The organism is Polynucleobacter sp. UK-Kesae-W10 (genome assembly GCF_018881575.1).
In the GTDB taxonomy this organism is placed as follows: Bacteria; Pseudomonadota; Gammaproteobacteria; order Burkholderiales; family Burkholderiaceae; genus Polynucleobacter.
Genome location: NZ_JACVQB010000001.1, coordinates 693,840 through 711,406, shown reverse-complemented (window position 1 = coordinate 711,406; position 17,567 = coordinate 693,840). Strand labels below are relative to the sequence as shown.

The following is a 17,567-nucleotide window of genomic DNA, read 5'->3' as shown; positions in this document are numbered from 1 at the left end:
TATTGCCAAGTAAATGAAATACGTTTGTATTACGCTGGCAAACCTTTTTCATCAAATACACCCTCAAACAAGGCGGAGCTCAAGTAACGCTCAGCAGTATCCGGCAACACAACCACGATCGTTTTACCAGCATATTCAGGCTTTTTGGCAAGACGCACTGCTACTGCCGCGGCCGCACCACAGGAAATGCCAACCAAAATACCTTCCTCCTTGGCAATACGGCGGGCAAATTCAATAGCCTCTTCATTGCTCACTTGCTCAACCTTATCCACGACAGATAAATCTAAGTTATCTGGAATAAATCCAGCACCAATGCCTTGAATCTTATGTGGCGCTGGTTTAATTTCTTCACCATTGAGTTTTTGGGTGATCACTGGGCTAGTGGTCGGTTCAACAGCAACAACTTCAATATTCTTTTTCTGGACGTTCTTGATGTAACGTGCAACACCCGAGATCGTGCCACCAGTACCAACACCCGCTACAAATACGTCAATCTTGCCATCAGTGTCTTCCCATATTTCAGGGCCAGTAGTCTTTTCATGAATCGCTGGGTTTGATGGATTGCTAAATTGCTGAAGTAGTACATATTTAGAGTCAGACTCGGCAATTTCCTTTGCTTTAGCCACTGCGCCATTCATACCTTTAGGACCCTCGGTTAAAACAATCTTGGCGCCTAAGGCAGTAAGCAATTTACGTCGCTCAATACTCATGGTTTCTGGCATCGTGAGTGTTAGCGGAATACCGCGAGCTGCTGCCACGAATGCCAAAGCGATGCCAGTATTGCCAGAGGTTGGCTCAACAAGCTCTTTACCAGGACCAAGCAGGCCTTTTTCTTGCGCATCATTAATCATGGCCACACCAATACGGCACTTGACTGAATAGGCTGGATTGCGCCCCTCAATCTTGGCGAGCACAGTCGCTTTAGCGCCATCCGTTACGCGGTTTAAGCGCACCAAAGGGGTCTTGCCAATGGTTTGAGAGTTATCGGTAAAGTAAGTCATGAATATTCCTTAAAGCAAAAAATGGGTTTGGTAGAAATCTTATGGGTTAAAGCATATCTTGAAAAGAAAGGATTGTTATTAGCTAAGCACCAAATCTTCTATAGATCAGGTCTTAGGCTTTCTAAAAAAGGTAATGAGTAAAACCAGTAGCAATACCGCAAACCATAGCAAGGACCACTCGGGTACCTGCAATCCGAGAATGGCAGGGAGCTTTGCTGAGCACAGGCCATCTGCCTTCAATAACCATGGCAAGCCTTGAGCTAGCTGAAACTGATTAATCCAAACTTCCAGCGGGTCAATGCCGCAAGAGCTTTCTGGATGAGACAACAGCCATACCTGGTGTACCGCTACCGAAAGTCCATAAGCTGCTGACAATGCAGCCAATCCATGAAAGAGCTTACGGATCGGAGAAGCGCTCGCCGCCAAGAAGCAGAAAATAGCGATGCCCAAATAAGCCACTCTTTGCAAAATACACAAAGGACAGGGTAGAAAACTGACACCTTGATAGCCAACTTGCTGCAGCACGACGGCAAAAACCACCAAACCAAGGCTCAATAAGGAAAAGTAAAGGTACTGGGATCTAGTCATAGGTAGATGATAGCTAAAGGACTCGAAACCCTTCATAAAGGAGCGCTTTATTACTAAAAGTCTGATCTATATCACTACTGAGTCCTATTTTTACTGTATTAGCCCCAAATTTACACCTCAAGAATGGGATAATCCTATTTTTGCTTCTTCAAATAAATACGTATTTATGGCCGCATACAACACCGAAACCGTTTTATCCGTTCACCACTGGAACGACACTCTATTTAGCTTTACCACTACCCGCAATAAAGGCCTACGTTTTCGTAGCGGCCATTTTTTGATGATTGGCCTCGAGGTTGAAGGCAAGCCTCTAGTGCGCGCCTATAGCGTTGCCAGCCCAAACTACGAAGAACATTTAGAGTTCTTGAGCATTAAAGTACAAGATGGTCCACTCACATCACGCCTGCAAAAGATTCAAGTTGGCGATCCCATTTTGGTGAGCGAAAAGTCTGTTGGCACCTTGGTACTTGATGACTTAAATCCAGGAAAGCATCTGTATCTGTTTAGCACTGGCACTGGCCTGGCTCCATTCATGAGCATCATTCGCGATCCAGAAACTTATGAGAAATTTGAAAAAGTTGTCCTCATTCATGGTGTGCGCCTAGTAAGCGAACTGGCTTATGCTGACTACATCAGAGATGAGTTGACTCAAGATGAGTATCTTGGTGAACTCATTCGTGAAAAATTGATCTACTACCCAACAGTGACTCGTGAGGCATTTAAGCACACTGGTCGCCTCACTACCGCCATCGAATCCGGTCAGCTCTTCAAAGATATTGGCTTGCCACCACTCGATCCAGCAGTTGATCGCGCCATGATTTGCGGTAGCCCATCAATGCTGAAAGAAACCTCGGAAATGCTCGATGCTAAAGGCTTCAAAGTATCCCCAAGCCTTGGTCAAATGGGCGACTATGTCTTTGAACGTGCGTTCGTAGAAAAGTAATCCAATTATCTATATATCTAAAAGTAATTTAGATATCGCTATTTATTTCTTGTAGATATATAGACCCCTTGGTACATTGTCTTTAACGAGATTTTTACCAAGGAATTGCGATGTCACCCGTTCGAGAGCACTTTAATCCGGTTATTACCAGCTTATTGCGTCAGCACGATCGCTTACCCCAAGACAAAGTTGAAGAGCGCAAACGCTTTCAGCGTCAAATTCTATTTCTCATGAATACCATCAAGTTAGAAGAATTTGAACAGTCATTCGCTTAGGCACAGGAAATACGCTACATGATCCAATTTTTTATCGACTCCTCTCAATTCATTATTTCCGGCGCACTTGTAGGTCTCTTAGTAGGCATGACTGGTGTTGGGGGTGGATCACTCATGACCCCCCTGCTAACCATTATTTTTGGTGTAGCACCGACAACAGCCGTTGGCACAGACCTGGCTTTTGCCGCGATCACTAAGGGTTTTGGCACTGCAGCCCATAGACTTCACGGAAATGTACGCTGGGATATTGTTCGCCTACTCTGCCTTGGAAGCCTGACAACAGCCGTGATTTCCATATTGACGCTAAAGTATGTTGGCCCTGTCTCTAAGAATTTCAATCACTGGATTAGCTTTTCTATTGGAATCTCGGTGTTACTCACTGCGGCATCACTTTTATTTAGAGCAAAGATTTTGAAGTGGGTTCAAGATAATCCCAACTTTTTGCCTAGTGGCACCAATTTAAAAATTGCCACAATTACAGTTGGCGCCGTCATTGGCGTACTGGTAACTGTATCCTCAATTGGAGCTGGCGCTATTGGCGCAACCCTTATTTTGGTTCTTTACCCATACCTTAAGCCTGCAGAAGTTGCTGGGACTGACATTGCGTATGCGGTACCCCTAACAGCCTTAGCTGGTATTGGTCACTGGTGGCTCGGTAATGTGCACTTTGATTTACTGTTTGGGCTCTTGCTAGGTTCGGTACCTGCGATTTGGTTAGGCGCCAAGTTATCTAGCACCCTATCTGAGCGCGCGACAAGAACCACTCTTGCTGCAACGTTGTTTTTAGTCGGGATTAAATTAGTTACTTCATGATCGCTCCAGAATTTTGGTCTATTCCACCAAGCACCCTTACCGCAGCAGAACTTGCTGAAAAATCTGCTGTTCTGAAACAGCGCCTGTCCGATATTTCTCAGCGTTTTTCTGACGTTCGTTTTGCAACAAGCTTGGCGGCAGAAGATATGGTGGTAACCGATGCGATTAGCAAAGCAAAAGCCAAGATCAAATTATTCACCCTTGCTACTGGTCGCTTGCATCAAGAAACTGTAGAGATGGTGAAAACGACCGAAGATCACTATGGAGTAGCGATTGAAAAAGTCTACCCGCAAGAAAGCGATGTTCAAGCCTTTATTGACCAATACGGCATGAATGGCTTTTATGATGGTGAAGAACCCAAGAAAGCCTGCTGTGGCGCCCGAAAAATTAAGCCGCTCAATGCTGCACTACTAGGCGCTGATGCTTGGATTACTGGGCAACGTCGCGAACAATCCACCACACGTACTGAGCTCAATTTAGAAGAGCGCGATGATGCTAGAGGTATCGCTAAGTTCAATCCATTGTTTGATTGGTCAGAAGCCGATATCTGGGCGTACATCAAACAAGAGAATGTCCCAATTCATCCGCTTCACCTTAAGGGCTACCCTAGCATTGGCTGCGAACCCTGTACCCGTCAGGTGAAGAAGGGCGAGGATATTCGCGCTGGTCGCTGGTGGTGGCTCCAAAGCGATAGTAAAGAATGTGGCTTACACGTGAATAAATAATCAATCATTAAACCCTAGTAGAAATAACTTAAGAATGTCTGAACAAAAATTACTCGATGATCACTTAGATTGGCTTGAAGCCGAATCTATCTACATCACTCGTGAAGTGGTAGCGCAGTGCTCCAACCCAGCAATGCTCTTCTCCGGTGGCAAGGACTCTATTGTGATGTTCCACTTGGCTCGCAAGGCTTTTCAGTTTGGTGATCGCCCAGTGAAACTGCCATTTCCGATTTTGCATATCGATACCGGTCACAATTACCCTGAAGTCATTCAGTATCGCGATGATGTCGTTAAAAATACCGGCGTGAAATTGATTGTTGGTCATGTTGAGGACTCCATCAAAAAAGGGACTGTTCGCTTACGTAAAGAAACTGACTCTCGCAATGCCGCACAAGCGGTTACTTTGCTAGAAACCATTGCTGAATATGAATTTGATGCCCTGATGGGTGGCGCTCGCCGCGATGAAGAAAAAGCACGTGCTAAAGAGCGCATTTTCTCCTTCCGGGATGAGTTCGGCCAATGGGATCCAAAAGCGCAGCGCCCAGAACTCTGGAATCTCTATAACGCCCGTATCGCCAAAGGCGAGAATATGCGTGTATTCCCAATTTCAAACTGGACCGAATTGGATATCTGGCAATACATTGCCCGTGAAAAACTGGCTCTGCCAAGTATTTACTACACCCATAAACGCGAAGTAGTGAAAAAGAACAATCTTCTGGTGCCAGTGACTGATGTCACACCGAAAGCGCCTGGTGATGTTAGCGAAGTTCTGGATGTGCGTTTTCGCACAGTTGGTGATATCAGCTGCACCTGCCCTGTATTAAGCATTGCAGCCAATCCGCTCGACATTATTGCCGAGACCGCCATCACTGAAATCACTGAACGTGGCGCAACTCGTATGGACGATCAAACTAATGAGGCCTCTATGGAGCGCCGTAAGAAAGAAGGTTACTTCTGATGACTTCCAATCAAAATCACCAAAACGTTGTGCGCTTTATTACCGCTGGTAGCGTGGATGATGGTAAAAGCACACTCATTGGCCGCTTACTGTATGACACCAAATCTATTCTGGTAGACCAATTAGAATCCCTTTCTAAAACCAAGCATGCGCGTGTCACTTCATCTGATGCTGGCGTTGACTTAGCCCTACTGACCGATGGCCTAGAGGCTGAGCGCGAGCAAGGCATTACGATTGATGTCGCATATCGCTACTTCTCTACACCTAAGCGCAAGTTCATTGTTGCTGATGCACCTGGTCACGAGCAATACACTCGCAACTTGGTTACTGGTGCTTCACAATCTGACGTGGCAGTCATTCTCGTGGATGCTACACGCGTGGACCTGAACACCACTCCAGCTACCTTGTTAGCACAAACTAAGCGTCATGCAGCCATTGTGCATTTGTTGGGCTTGCGTCATGTTGTTTTTGCCATCAACAAAATGGACTTATTTGAATTTGACGAGAAGGTCTACAACACGATTAAAGCCTCTATTGAGGATCTCGCTCAAAAGATTGGCTTACCTAAGCCAACATTAATTCCAATCTCGGCTTTACTTGGCGCAAACGTGGTTACTGCCAGTAAAAATACTCCTTGGTATAAAGGCCTCACCCTGCTTGAATGGTTGGAAAGTCTCGATACCAGCCCCGAGTCTGAAAAACTCGCCTTACGCTTTCCGGTCCAATATGTGGCACGTCAAGATGGCAGCGCTTCTGACGACTTCCGCGGCTACCTCGGCGAAATTGAATCCGGCAGCATTCGTAAGGGGCAGAAGATTAAGGTATTACCAGGCGGCTCTGAAGCAACCGTTGCAGAGATTTACCTCGGCAACCGCTCTAGCGAGAAGCAAAGTAATGGTAGCAATGCAGTAGATTCTGCAGAAACTGGTCAAGCGGTAGCCATTCAACTGGCTGAAGATATCGATGTCTCGCGTGGATCTTTATTTGTCAGCGCTGAAGATAGCAATCCGCCCGTTCTGAGTAAACAACTCTCTGCGGATTTGTGCTGGCTAGATAGTGAGCCACTCTCATTGAGCCGCAAGTATGCTCTGCGTCATACCACCAATACCGTTGGCGCAAAAGTCAAAGGCATTCAGCAAGTATTAGATGTACAAACCCTTTCACAAGCGAGTGATGTTCATGCACTTTCAACCAATGAAATTGGACGCGTGGATTTTATCTTGCAAAAGCCGATTGTTGCGGACTTGTTTGATCAATCCCAGCGTACCGGGGCATTCATCTTGATTGATGAAGCCACTAATCATACGGTTGCCGCAGGCATGATTCGCGAAGCCATTACGCAATAATTAAAAAGCCACCATAGCGGTGGCTTTTTTTTGCTCTCTTGAAAGACATTACTTTCTATTGGCACCATAAGTTTGATTGAGATACTCAACAATCACAGGCACTTCTTCATCAGTAATGGGCGCCTTAAATACATTTTTCATTCTTAAGACTTGAGTATTCCAATACCCCACTCCAGTATTAGGTGGCTGGTATTCGGCATAGTGAGCAGAATGACAAGTTGTGCACTTCTGTAGTGCTAGTTGATATCCTGGCAAAGGTGATGGACGCCATTGAATAGTATCGGCTGGTAGCTCAATTGTTTTAGCCTGCGCAAAAGAACTCATTGCAAGAATTGCCAAAGGGAATAGTAATTTTTTCATATGATTCCTCTTAAACCGCAGTCACTTTGACAGTCTCAACGACATTACGCATATAACCGGCGGGCATCCATTTTGCTGTCATAGGCTGCACTTGACCGGCATGATTGAAGGCCCTCACTCTAAGATCTAAAGTGCCTTTTTGTTTTGGCGTAAATTCTACGCGCCACTCTCTAAATGAGAAGCGACCAAGATCTTGCCCTAGCCTTGCCTCAACCCAATTTTGCCCATCATCTTGCGAGAACAGCACTTTCTTGATGCCATAACCTGCATCAAAAGCAATGCCACGCGCTTGTATTGATTTACCTACATTGACAACGCTAGCGTCAGTGAAATTCGTAATGAATGAACGAATAGTGAACTGATTAATTGGAATAGTTTTAGATGGCGCCGTTCCCGGATCCACGCAATTGCAATCATTGTCCGGAATACGATAGGCAGGATTCATCCAATAGCCGTTGTACGTTTGGTCGACAACATTGATTTCACTTAAATGTTTTACCCAGTAGGTACCATAATAACCAGGAACAATTAATTTAATTGGGTAACCATTCAAAAATGGAATATCTGCTCCATTCATCTGATAAGCAACCATCACATTGCCATCCATGGCATGGTCGATATCAAGCCCCTTCACAAAATCAGAATCACTTGGCAGAACTGGTTGATCTAGGCCGTTAAAGGTGACTTGCTTTGCACCACGACCAGGATTTGCAGCTTTCAAGATATCTTTAAGCGACACACCAACCCACGCTGCATTACCCATAGCCCCATTACCTAGTTGACCCCCGTTGACGCGAGGCTCAAATAATCCACGACTATTTCCTGAGCATTGATTGACTGCAACAATGCGTTGGGATGGAAAATTTTTCCGCAGGGACTCCAAAGAAATTTCTAATGGCTTTTCAACATTCCCACCCACTTTTAGCTTATAGGTAGCAGGATCGATAGAAGTCGGGATTCCCGCCATGTGATAGCGCACAAAGAATTCATCATTAGGGGTAATGACGTGGTTGTCGTAATACTGGAATGGGGTTTCTAATTGTGGTGGTCGAGAAGTCAATACGATCATTGGCTTCTTCTCAGGAAATGCTATTAGCTCTCGCTCACCATAGGCAATTGGTAAATTCGTATTGCCTGCACCCATTGCCCATGCGGGGAGTATTGAGCTCGCTCCGCCTGCTAGGGCTGCTGTAATGACCTTACGTCTATTGGTAAAGTTCTCCGAATTCATGGATGTCTCCTCCAGAATAAATTTTTCAACAACCTTGAGAATAGCCTTATTTAGCAAACTCTATATGAGTAAAAACCCTCCTGGAAAGTAAAAGCCACCCCGCAGGGTGGCTTAAAAGGAAATCTATGGAGGGACTACATAAAACAAACTACAGAATGAACAACTTCATATTAGCGCTCTGTAGCTCTAGCTTTTTGACTCAGTGCATTGATTTGAGCTTAGTGCACCAATCTAGTGCAATTAATGGCCTTCTTTGGCGTGATTAATAGAGTACTTGGGTATTTCAATGACCAAATCTTGCTTAGCCACAATCGCTTGGCAAGATAAACGGGATTGTGGATTGAGACCCCAGGCACGATCGAGCATATCTTCCTCATTTTCATCTGGAGGATTGAGACTCTGATAACCCTCTTTCACGATCACGTGACAGGTAGTACAGGCACAAACCATATCGCAAGCATGCTCAATGGGAATGTCATGCTCAAGCAAGGCCTCACAAATTGAAGTACCAGGTGCAGCTTCAACCACTGCACCTTCAGGGCAATATTCGCTATGGGGAAGAACAACAATTTGGGTCATAGTACTTTTCTATTTTTAATGTTTTGATACTTTTAGATCTCGGCTACATTCTTACCAGATAAGGCCTTCTGAATACTTGCGTTCATACGCTTCTGGGCAAACTCGTCAGTTGCTTTTGCGGCGTGATCTACGGCTTTACGGACAACTGCGCTATCGATTTCTTCATTCAAAATCTTTTGTAGCACCGCCATCTCGTGATCAATCGCAGCCTGCTCTTCTGTATTTAGAAGGTTACGGTCACTGTTAAGCGCAGTTTGGACGGCGTCTAACAAACGCTGGGCATTGACTTGCTCTTCACGCAGAGATCTTGAAAGCAAGTCTTCCTTGGCTGAAGAGAAACCATCTTGCAACATCCGCGTAATTTCCGCATCCGTTAAGCCGTAAGAAGGCTTGATATCAATTGACGCCTGAACGCCGGACCCTTGCTCTGTGGCACTTACAGACAATAAGCCGTCAGCATCGACCTGGAAAGTCACCCGAATGCGCGCAGCACCAGCAGCCATTGCAGGAATGCCACGCAATTCAAAACGGCCTAAGGATCGACAGTCTTGCGCCAACTCACGCTCGCCCTGCACCACTTGGACTGCCAACGCAGTTTGACCATCTTTAAAAGTAGTGAAGTCTTGTGCTCTAGCAACCGGAATTGGGGTATTGCGTGGAATAATTTTCTCCACCAAACCGCCCATGGTTTCAATGCCCAGGGAAAGTGGAATGACATCCAAGAGGAGCCACTCATCATCTTTACTCTGATTACCGGCTAATAAGTCAGCCTGCATTGCTGCACCAAGTGCAACCACTTGGTCAGGATTAAGATTGTTTAAAGGTTGAGTGCCAAATAGCTCGCCCACTGCGCGTTGAACATTAGGCACGCGGGTTGAACCGCCCACCATCACAACACCCTTGATATCTTCTGCCTTTAAGCCTGCATCGCGCAGCGCTTTTTTACAAGATGTTAAGGTCTTGGCCACTAGGTTTTGAGTAATCTCAAAGAACTGGGCCTGACTTACACCCACATTCACTACTGTGCCATCTGAGAGCGTTTCATGGACGCGTGCCAAGGGATTATGGCTGAGCTGTTCTTTTGCGTGCTTACAAGCCTGAAGTAATGTGCGGTGATCATGAATTGATAAGGGGGGCAGCTTCGCTTGCTCAATCACCCAACAATACAAGCGATGATCAAAGTCATCACCACCCAGTGCAGAGTCACCGCCTGTAGAGAGTACTTCAAATACACCCCTACTCATGCGCAATATCGAGATATCAAATGTACCGCCACCTAGATCATAGACTGCATAGGTACCTTCAGATGCATTGTCTAAGCCGTAAGCAATCGCGGCAGCGGTTGGTTCGTTAAGTAAACGTAGCACTTCAATGCCGGCTAACTTAGCCGCATCTTTAGTTGCTTGACGCTGCGCATCGTCAAAATAGGCAGGAACAGTAATCACTGCACCGACAATGTCATCATTGACGGAGTCTTCAGCCAATTGACGCAAGCGCGCCAGGATTTCTGCAGACACTTCAATCGGACTCTTATCACCAGCCACGGTGCGGAGCTTTAACATACCGGGCTGATCTACGAAATCGTAAGGAGCGCTTTCAATATGCTCCACGTCGTTCAGACCCCGACCCATGAAGCGCTTTACTGAAACGATCGTATTCTTTGGATCAAGTACTACGCTCTCAAGGGCCTCAAATCCAGCTTGGGTGCGGCCATTTGGCAAGTAACGCACTACTGAGGGCAATAGCTCGCGACCCTGCTCATCAGGGAGAACTTTGGGCAGCGCATCTTTCACGATCGCCACCAAAGAATTTGTTGTGCCCAAATCAATGCCTACAGCAATGCGGCGCTGGTGAGGCGCAAGCGATTTGCCAGGTTCAGAGATTTGTAATAAGGCCATATATGTAGAGTGTAATTGAGTAGGACTAAATTAAAGCTGCGATCGTGTCATCTAACTCAAGCGCGAACTTGTCAATAAAGAGAAGGCCTCGTAACAATTCTGCAGCGCGTTGATAATTTTTCGCGCCATCAATCGCTTGGGTAATTTCAGCAAGCGTATCAGCCTTTGATTGCTCAACTTCTTCCATCATGGCTTCAAGCGCTGGTAAATCTTCTGCTTGCTCATCCAGGTTTTCACGCCACTCCATCTGCTTCATCAAAAAAGCAGTAGGCATTGCAGTATTGGTTTCTAATTTAGCGTCAACGCCATGGAGCTTGCAGAGATATAGGCCGCGTTGAATGGGGTTTTTGAGCGTTTGAAAGGCTGTATTAGCTAAGGTTGCCATTTGCATTGCAAGGCGCTGCTCTGTTTCACTGCCGCGAGCATGGCGATCTGGGTGCACTTCCTTCTGAATCGCCAGGTAGGCCTGATCTAGCGCAGGCAAATCGATTTTGAATTGCTGATTTAAACCAAAGAAGCGAAAGTAATCGTCAGACGCGGAAAGATTCGCCACAACCACACTCATCTTTTACGTTTGGATTTTGAAACTTAAATCCCTCGTTCAAACCCTCACGCACGAAATCCAATTCCGTTCCATCCAAATAAGCCAAGCTCTTTGGATCAATAAACACCTTCACACCATTCGACTCAAATACTTGATCTTCAGGCGCTGGCTCATCTACATATTCCAACTGATACGCCAATCCAGAACAACCGGTGGTCCGAACGCCCAAGCGCAAGCCGCAACCTTTGCCGCGCTTCTCGAGATTGCGGTTAACGTGCTTTGCAGCTTTATCAGTTAAGGTGATTGCCATGATTTTCTCAGTTCACTTATTTCGCTGGGTGCTTTTCTTTGTAGTCAGCAACCGCTGCTTTAATCGCATCTTCTGCCAAGATAGAGCAGTGAATTTTTACTGGCGGCAATGCCAACTCTTCAGCAATCAAGGAGTTCTTGATCTCGAGCGCTTGATCCAAGGTTTTACCTTTAACCCACTCAGTGACCAATGAAGAAGAGGCAATGGCAGAACCGCAGCCATAGGTCTTGAACTTAGCATCCTCAATTACGCCTTGATCGTTCACACGAATTTGCAACTTCATCACGTCGCCACAAGCTGGTGCGCCAACCATTCCAGTACCTACGCTGTTGTCACCCTTTTCAAAGGAGCCAACGTTGCGGGGATTTTCATAGTGGTCAATGACCTTTTCGCTATATGCCATGGTATTTCCTCTTTAATTTCTTTTCTATATTTCGATTAGTGTGCAGCCCACTGAATCGTGCTCAAGTCGATTCCGTCCTTGTACATTTCCCATAATGGGGAGAGCTCACGCAACTTCGCAATCTTCTCTTTTACTAACTTGATCGTGAAATCCACTTCTTCTTCGGTTGTAAAGCGACCCAAGGTAAAACGAATAGAACTATGAGCCAATTCATCATTACGACCTAAGGCACGCAAGACATAAGATGGCTCTAAAGATGCAGAAGTACACGCTGAACCAGAAGAGATCGCCAAATCTTTCAAGGCCATCATCATAGATTCACCTTCAACATAGTTAAAGCTGATGTTTAGGTTATGTGGCACACGGTTCTCCATGTCACCATTCACATAAACCTCTTCCACATCTTTCAGGCCGGCCAGTAAACGATCGCGCAATGCACGAATACGCTTGTTTTCTTCAACCATCTCGATACGGGCAATACGGAAAGCCTCACCCATACCAACAATTTGATGAACCGCCAGAGTGCCAGAACGCATACCGCGCTCATGACCGCCACCATGAATCTGGGCTTCAATGCGAATGCGAGGCTTGCGACGCACAAACAATGCGCCAATGCCTTTGGGACCATAAGTCTTATGAGCAGAAAAACTCATCAGGTCCACTTTAATTTTCTCGAGATCAATTTCTACTTTACCGGTAGCCTGCGCTGCATCCACATGGAAAATCACACCACGTGAACGGCACAACTCACCAATCGCAGGAATATCTTGCACGACACCGATCTCGTTATTGACATACATAACTGATGCCAAGATCGTGCCAGGCTTCATTGCTGTTTCTAATTGCGCAAAATCAATCAAGCCGTTTGGCAATACATCTAAGTAGGTAACTTCAAAACCTTCGCGTTCTAATTCGCGGCAAGTATCTAAGGTGGCTTTGTGTTCAGTCTTTACGGTAATGATGTGATTGCCACGCTCTTTATAAAAATGCGCAGCACCTTTAAGCGCCAAGTTAATACTCTCGGTGGCGCCACTAGTAAATACGATTTCTCTTGGGTCGGCATGCACCAACTGCGCAACTTCTGAACGCGCCCACTCCACAGCCTCTTCTGCGGCCCAGCCATAGGCATGGCTACGGGAAGCGGCATTACCAAACTGCTCACGTAGGTAAGGGAGCATTTTGTCGACCACACGAGGATCGATCGGTGTTGTAGCCGAATAATCCATATACACCGGGAAGTGTTTAGGGCTAAACATCGGAACCGGTTGTTGTGGAAGGTCTTGTGGTGCGTTCATGGTTTATTTACAGGTAAGTAATACGTTATTAACTTTGTCGCGCCAAATTAAATACGGAATTGACTAATGGTGCTTTGGGGGCAACTTCTTTTTTTGCTGACAGTGCTGGAGCTGGTTTATCCGCCTTCACACTTTCAACCTTGATTTTTTTCTGGCGCATATCTTGAATCACAATACCGCGCCCTTCTTGCTGCTGAACTAAATCCTTCAGACTTACCGAGCTCAGGTACTCAACCATTTTGGAATTGAGATTGCTCCAGAGATCGTGAGTCATGCAACGGCCATGACCTTCTTCCTCGGTGTGACAGTTGCCTTTACCGCCACACTGAGTAGCATCTAATGGCTCGTCAACGGCCACAATAATGTCAGCAACACTCACTTCAGTGGATGGACGGGCTAGTGTGTAACCACCTCCAGGACCGCGAGTACTCTCCACGATATTGAAACGGCGTAACTTGCCGAACAACTGCTCGAGGTAGGAGAGGGAAATCTTCTGTCTTTGGCTAATTCCGGCCAAAGTTACAGGGCCATGCGCTTCACGCAGGGCTAAATCAATCATTGCGGTTACTGCAAAACGACCTTTGGTTGTAAGTCTCATATGTCACCTTGGTAATGGATTGTTATGGACAGCTAATGATCGGAAGGGTAATACCCGACCATTCCACTCAACTTTACCATAAGACCCAGCAAACTGCTCGGGAATTATCCCAAAAATCCCCTCTTGAAGCGAGGAATTAGCGGGACAAGCCTAGACAGAGTCCCTGGACCTGGCTCCAAAGGCCATTTCTTTGACCTTAGTCAGTCGATCTCGGGTGCTAGCAGCCTTCTCAAACTCGAGATTTTTGGCCTCAGCATTCATTTGCTTCTCTAAACGCTTGATTTCAGCAGCCAGATCCTTCTCACCCATATCCTCATAGCGAGCCCGCTCCTGCTCGACTTGCATTTCCTGACGCTTCTCTTTGACGTCATAAACGCCATCAATAATGTCCTTGATCCGCTTTTGAACCCCTTTTGGCTCAATCCCATGTTCTTTATTAAAGGCAATTTGCTTGGTACGGCGTCTTTCCGTCTCTCCCATTGCCCTTCGCATGGAGTCAGTGATCTTATCCGCGTACAAAATCGCTTTACCGCGCACGTTACGCGCTGCCCGGCCAATTGTCTGAATCAATGAGCGCTCAGAACGCAAGAAGCCCTCTTTGTCAGCATCCAAAATAGCAACCAAAGAGACTTCCGGAATATCTAAGCCCTCACGCAATAAGTTGATACCCACCAATACATCAAACACACCCAAACGCAAGTCACGCAAAATTTCGACGCGCTCTACCGTATCAATATCCGAGTGAACGTAACGTACCTTCACACCGTTGTCAGAAAGATAGTCAGTTAACTGCTCGGCCATACGCTTAGTGAGCACCGTTACTAAAACCCGCTCCCCTACTTTGACACGCTCATAAATTTGACTGAGCAAATCATCCACTTGAGTGCTTGCAGGTAATACTTCAATTTGCGGGTCAACCAATCCCGTTGGTCTAGCTACTTGCTCGACCACTTGACCTTGATGCTCTTTCTCATAATCAGCCGGTGTTGCTGAAACAAAAATGGTTTGACGCATTTTGGTTTCAAACTCGGTAAACTTGAGCGGGCGGTTATCCATCGCCGAAGGCAAACGGAAACCAAATTCCACCAAAGTATGTTTACGAGATTTATCACCGTTGTACATTGCATTGAGCTGGCCAATCAGTACATGACTCTCATCTAAGAACATCAATGCATCATTGGGTAAATAGTCCACTAGCGTAGGCGGTGCCTCGCCTGGAGCAGCGCCTGAGAGATGGCGGGAGTAATTTTCAATGCCCTTGCAAAAACCCAGCTCATTGAGCATTTCCAAATCGAAACGGGTGCGCTGCTCTAAGCGTTGTGCCTCAACTAACTTACCATCTTTTACGAACTCATCCAAACGGGTCCGCAATTCTTCTTTAATGGTTTCAATCGCTTTCAGAACTGTTTCACGCGGCGTAACATAGTGCGAACTTGGATAAACCGTAAAGCGCGGAATCTTTTGACGAATCTTGCCAGTAAGCGGATCAAAGAATTGCAAACTCTCCACCACGTCATCAAACAATTCAACACGTACTGCTAATTCATTATGTTCGGCTGGGAATATATCAATCGTGTCGCCACGCACGCGAAATACACCGCGCTTAAAATCAGTTTCGTTACGGTCATATTGCATCGCAATTAAACGCATCAAGATATCGCGCTGACTCATCTTGTCACCAGGACGCAATGTCATGACCATGCTGTGATAATCACCTGGATTACCAATGCCGTAAATTGCAGAAACAGTTGCCACAATAATGACGTCGCGACGCTCTAACAAACTCTTGGTTGCCGACAAACGCATCTGCTCGATGTGCTCATTAATGGAGGAGTCTTTTTCAATAAAGAGATCCCGCTGAGGAACATAAGCCTCTGGCTGGTAGTAGTCGTAGTAACTCACGAAGTACTCGACGGCATTTTTTGGGAAAAATTCCCTAAATTCACTATAAAGCTGGGCAGCCAGGGTCTTATTTGGGGCAAATATGATGGCTGGACGCCCGGTTCTGGCGATCACATTAGCCATCGTAAAGGTCTTACCAGAGCCCGTTACCCCCAACAGAGTCTGGAAGGTCAAGCCGTCCTCCACCCCCTCCGCTAGGGCATCAATCGCAGCCGGCTGGTCGCCAGCAGGCGGAAAAGGCTGATAAAGCTGGTAGGGGGAGTCTGGAAAGCTCACAAACTTGGCCGGATCCAAGTCGTGACCAGCCTCACCCAAAGGATCGGCAGCGGGTTTTTTCTCAGCCTCTTTTACTTCAATTTTTGGAGCGTTTTTAGGTAACTTAGGGGGCATCTCGGCTATCATTTCATCTGTGAGAATTCTTCACAGAGAATTTTGTACAAACATTGATTTTGCCGTTTTTATTTGGAAATAGTTGAATCTGGCCTCAAAAACCGACAATTAAGCTCAATTTAACGTCAATTAATAGCAAAACCACCCTTAAACCACCATTTTTGACCTCAAATGACCCTGTTTGCCTCAGTCCAATTAGCCCCTAAAGACCCTATTTTTGGCCTCACCGAAGCCTACGTTGCCGATCAACGTCCAGATAAGGTGAACCTTGGTGTTGGCGTGTATTACACAGACGAAGGCAAAGTGCCTCTCTTAAAAGCGGTGATCAAAGCAGAAGAGGCGATTGTTGCGAAGCATTCACCACGCAGCTACATTCCGATTGAAGGCCCAAACCCTTACAACAGCGCGGTACAAAATTTATTGTTTGGCGCTGAATCCTCCCTCATCAAAGATGGTCGCGTAGTCACTGCCGAATGCTTAGGCGGCACTGGCGCCTTGCGTGTTGGTGCAGACTTTATCAAGCGCCTCAATTTAAATGCACCCTGCGCCATCAGCAATCCAACCTGGGAAAACCATCGCGGCATTTTTGAATCTGCCGGTTTTGAAGTAGTTGAGTACACCTACTTCGATGGCAAAACTCGTGGTGTTGATTTTGATGGCATGGTGAAATCTTTAGAGTCTTTCCCAAAGAACACTACTGTTTTATTGCATGCGTGCTGTCATAACCCAACTGGTGCAGATATAACTGAAGCGCAATGGCGTCAAGTCATCGACATCTGCAAAACCAAGGGCTTAATTCCCTTCTTGGATATGGCCTATCAAGGCTTTGCAGCCGGGATTGAGCAAGACGGCATTGCAGTACGCCTCTTTGCTGAGTCTGGCATGTCCTTCTTTGTATCAAGCTCTTTCTCCAAGTCATTCTCACTCTATGGTGAGCGTGTTGGTGCACTATCCATCGTGACCCAGAGTAAAGACGAATCTACTCGTGTGCTTTCTCAATTAAAGCGCGTCATTCGAACTAACTATTCCAACCCACCAACCCATGGTGCGGCAATTGCTGCTGCTGTTTTAAATTCCCCAGAGTTACGTAAACTTTGGGAAGATGAACTAGCACAAATGCGTGATCGCATTAAGGCGATGCGTCATGGTTTAGTTGAAAAATTAGCCGCTGCTGGCGTCAAGCAAGATTTTGCTTTTATTGAAAAGCAGCGTGGAATGTTTTCTTACTCTGGTTTAACCGCCGAGCAAGTTGAACGCCTACAGAAAGAAGATGGCATTTATGCCCTCTCTACTGGTCGTATTTGTGTGGCCGCTCTCAATACTAAAAATATTGATAAGGTCGCCAAAGCAATCGCCCGCGTATTGGCTTAAAAGAGCGCAATAAGCGGCTTTATAGATTTACAGGAGG

Annotated in this window: 19 protein-coding genes; 7 read left to right on the top strand and 12 right to left on the bottom strand. The window is 46.2% G+C overall.

Annotated elements, in window-relative coordinates:
• Positions 1-29: 29 nt before the first annotated feature.
• The gene (gene cysK / locus ICN24_RS03775; protein ID WP_216221425.1) at positions 30-1,001 is read right to left on the bottom strand and encodes a cysteine synthase A; all 972 of its coding nucleotides are present in this window, start codon (positions 999-1,001) and stop codon (positions 30-32) included.
• A 105-nt stretch (positions 1,002-1,106) separates the two neighbouring features.
• On the bottom strand, positions 1,107-1,589 hold the full coding sequence (locus tag ICN24_RS03770) for a disulfide bond formation protein B (protein WP_216221423.1): 483 nt from the start codon (positions 1,587-1,589) through the stop codon (positions 1,107-1,109).
• A gap of 166 nt (positions 1,590-1,755) precedes the next feature.
• Between ICN24_RS03770 and ICN24_RS03765 the strand changes: the two genes are divergently transcribed.
• The 6 genes from ICN24_RS03765 (at position 1,756) to ICN24_RS03740 (ending at position 6,649) form a co-directional block, all read left to right on the top strand.
• Positions 1,756-2,532 (top strand): ferredoxin--NADP reductase, encoded by a 777-nt coding sequence (locus ICN24_RS03765; RefSeq protein WP_216221421.1) that lies wholly within the window; start codon positions 1,756-1,758, stop codon positions 2,530-2,532.
• Positions 2,533-2,642: 110 nt separating this feature from the next.
• Positions 2,643-2,807: a hypothetical protein gene (locus tag ICN24_RS03760; protein WP_216222263.1), complete on the top strand. Its 165-nt coding sequence runs from the start codon at positions 2,643-2,645 to the stop codon at positions 2,805-2,807.
• Positions 2,808-2,825: 18 nt separating this feature from the next.
• Positions 2,826-3,620 carry a sulfite exporter TauE/SafE family protein gene (locus ICN24_RS03755; protein WP_216221419.1) on the top strand — a complete coding sequence of 265 codons (795 nt, stop codon included), beginning with the start codon at positions 2,826-2,828 and terminating at the stop codon, positions 3,618-3,620.
• On the top strand, positions 3,617-4,345 hold the full coding sequence (locus ICN24_RS03750) for a phosphoadenylyl-sulfate reductase (RefSeq protein WP_216221417.1): 729 nt from the start codon (positions 3,617-3,619) through the stop codon (positions 4,343-4,345). The genes ICN24_RS03755 and ICN24_RS03750 overlap by 4 nt, the downstream gene beginning before the upstream one ends.
• 34 nt (positions 4,346-4,379) lie before the next feature.
• Positions 4,380-5,303 (top strand): sulfate adenylyltransferase subunit CysD, encoded by a 924-nt coding sequence (cysD, locus tag ICN24_RS03745; RefSeq protein ID WP_216221414.1) that lies wholly within the window; start codon positions 4,380-4,382, stop codon positions 5,301-5,303.
• Positions 5,303-6,649 carry a sulfate adenylyltransferase subunit 1 gene (locus ICN24_RS03740; protein ID WP_216221412.1) on the top strand — a complete coding sequence of 449 codons (1,347 nt, stop codon included), beginning with the start codon at positions 5,303-5,305 and terminating at the stop codon, positions 6,647-6,649. The genes cysD and ICN24_RS03740 overlap by 1 nt, the downstream gene beginning before the upstream one ends.
• Positions 6,650-6,697: 48 nt before the next feature.
• Here ICN24_RS03740 and ICN24_RS03735 read toward each other — a convergent pair whose 3' ends face one another.
• The 10 genes from ICN24_RS03735 to uvrB all read right to left on the bottom strand — a co-directional run bounded on the left by ICN24_RS03735 (position 6,698) and on the right by uvrB (position 16,171).
• Positions 6,698-7,009 carry a cytochrome c, class I gene (locus ICN24_RS03735; protein ID WP_216221410.1) on the bottom strand — a complete coding sequence of 104 codons (312 nt, stop codon included), beginning with the start codon at positions 7,007-7,009 and terminating at the stop codon, positions 6,698-6,700.
• Between the two features lie 10 nt (positions 7,010-7,019).
• Positions 7,020-8,240: a molybdopterin-dependent oxidoreductase gene (locus ICN24_RS03730; protein WP_216221408.1), complete on the bottom strand. Its 1,221-nt coding sequence runs from the start codon at positions 8,238-8,240 to the stop codon at positions 7,020-7,022.
• Between the two features lie 240 nt (positions 8,241-8,480).
• On the bottom strand, positions 8,481-8,819 hold the full coding sequence (gene fdx / locus ICN24_RS03725) for an ISC system 2Fe-2S type ferredoxin (protein WP_216221406.1): 339 nt from the start codon (positions 8,817-8,819) through the stop codon (positions 8,481-8,483).
• Between the two features lie 32 nt (positions 8,820-8,851).
• On the bottom strand, positions 8,852-10,717 hold the full coding sequence (gene hscA / locus ICN24_RS03720) for a Fe-S protein assembly chaperone HscA (protein WP_216221404.1): 1,866 nt from the start codon (positions 10,715-10,717) through the stop codon (positions 8,852-8,854).
• A gap of 25 nt (positions 10,718-10,742) precedes the next feature.
• Positions 10,743-11,270, bottom strand: coding sequence for a Fe-S protein assembly co-chaperone HscB (gene hscB / locus ICN24_RS03715; protein WP_370623097.1), 528 nt, complete (start codon positions 11,268-11,270; stop codon positions 10,743-10,745).
• The gene (gene iscA / locus ICN24_RS03710; protein ID WP_011903328.1) at positions 11,248-11,571 is read right to left on the bottom strand and encodes an iron-sulfur cluster assembly protein IscA; all 324 of its coding nucleotides are present in this window, start codon (positions 11,569-11,571) and stop codon (positions 11,248-11,250) included. Before iscA ends, hscB begins: the two co-directional genes overlap by 23 nt.
• A 16-nt stretch (positions 11,572-11,587) precedes the next feature.
• Positions 11,588-11,974, bottom strand: a complete 387-nt coding sequence (gene iscU, locus ICN24_RS03705) for a Fe-S cluster assembly scaffold IscU (protein WP_068948040.1) — start codon at positions 11,972-11,974, stop codon at positions 11,588-11,590.
• Between the two features lie 35 nt (positions 11,975-12,009).
• Complete coding sequence (locus tag ICN24_RS03700; RefSeq protein WP_370623096.1) at positions 12,010-13,269, bottom strand: IscS subfamily cysteine desulfurase; 1,260 nt, start codon at positions 13,267-13,269, stop codon at positions 12,010-12,012.
• Between the two features lie 28 nt (positions 13,270-13,297).
• Complete coding sequence (locus ICN24_RS03695; RefSeq protein WP_216221401.1) at positions 13,298-13,867, bottom strand: Fe-S cluster assembly transcription factor; 570 nt, start codon at positions 13,865-13,867, stop codon at positions 13,298-13,300.
• Between the two features lie 150 nt (positions 13,868-14,017).
• Complete coding sequence (uvrB, locus tag ICN24_RS03690) at positions 14,018-16,171, bottom strand: excinuclease ABC subunit UvrB (protein ID WP_255532549.1); 2,154 nt, start codon at positions 16,169-16,171, stop codon at positions 14,018-14,020.
• A gap of 159 nt (positions 16,172-16,330) precedes the next feature.
• Between uvrB and ICN24_RS03685 the strand changes: the two genes are divergently transcribed.
• Positions 16,331-17,530 (top strand): amino acid aminotransferase, encoded by a 1,200-nt coding sequence (locus ICN24_RS03685; RefSeq protein ID WP_216221399.1) that lies wholly within the window; start codon positions 16,331-16,333, stop codon positions 17,528-17,530.
• The last annotated feature ends 37 nt before the right edge of the window (positions 17,531-17,567 follow it).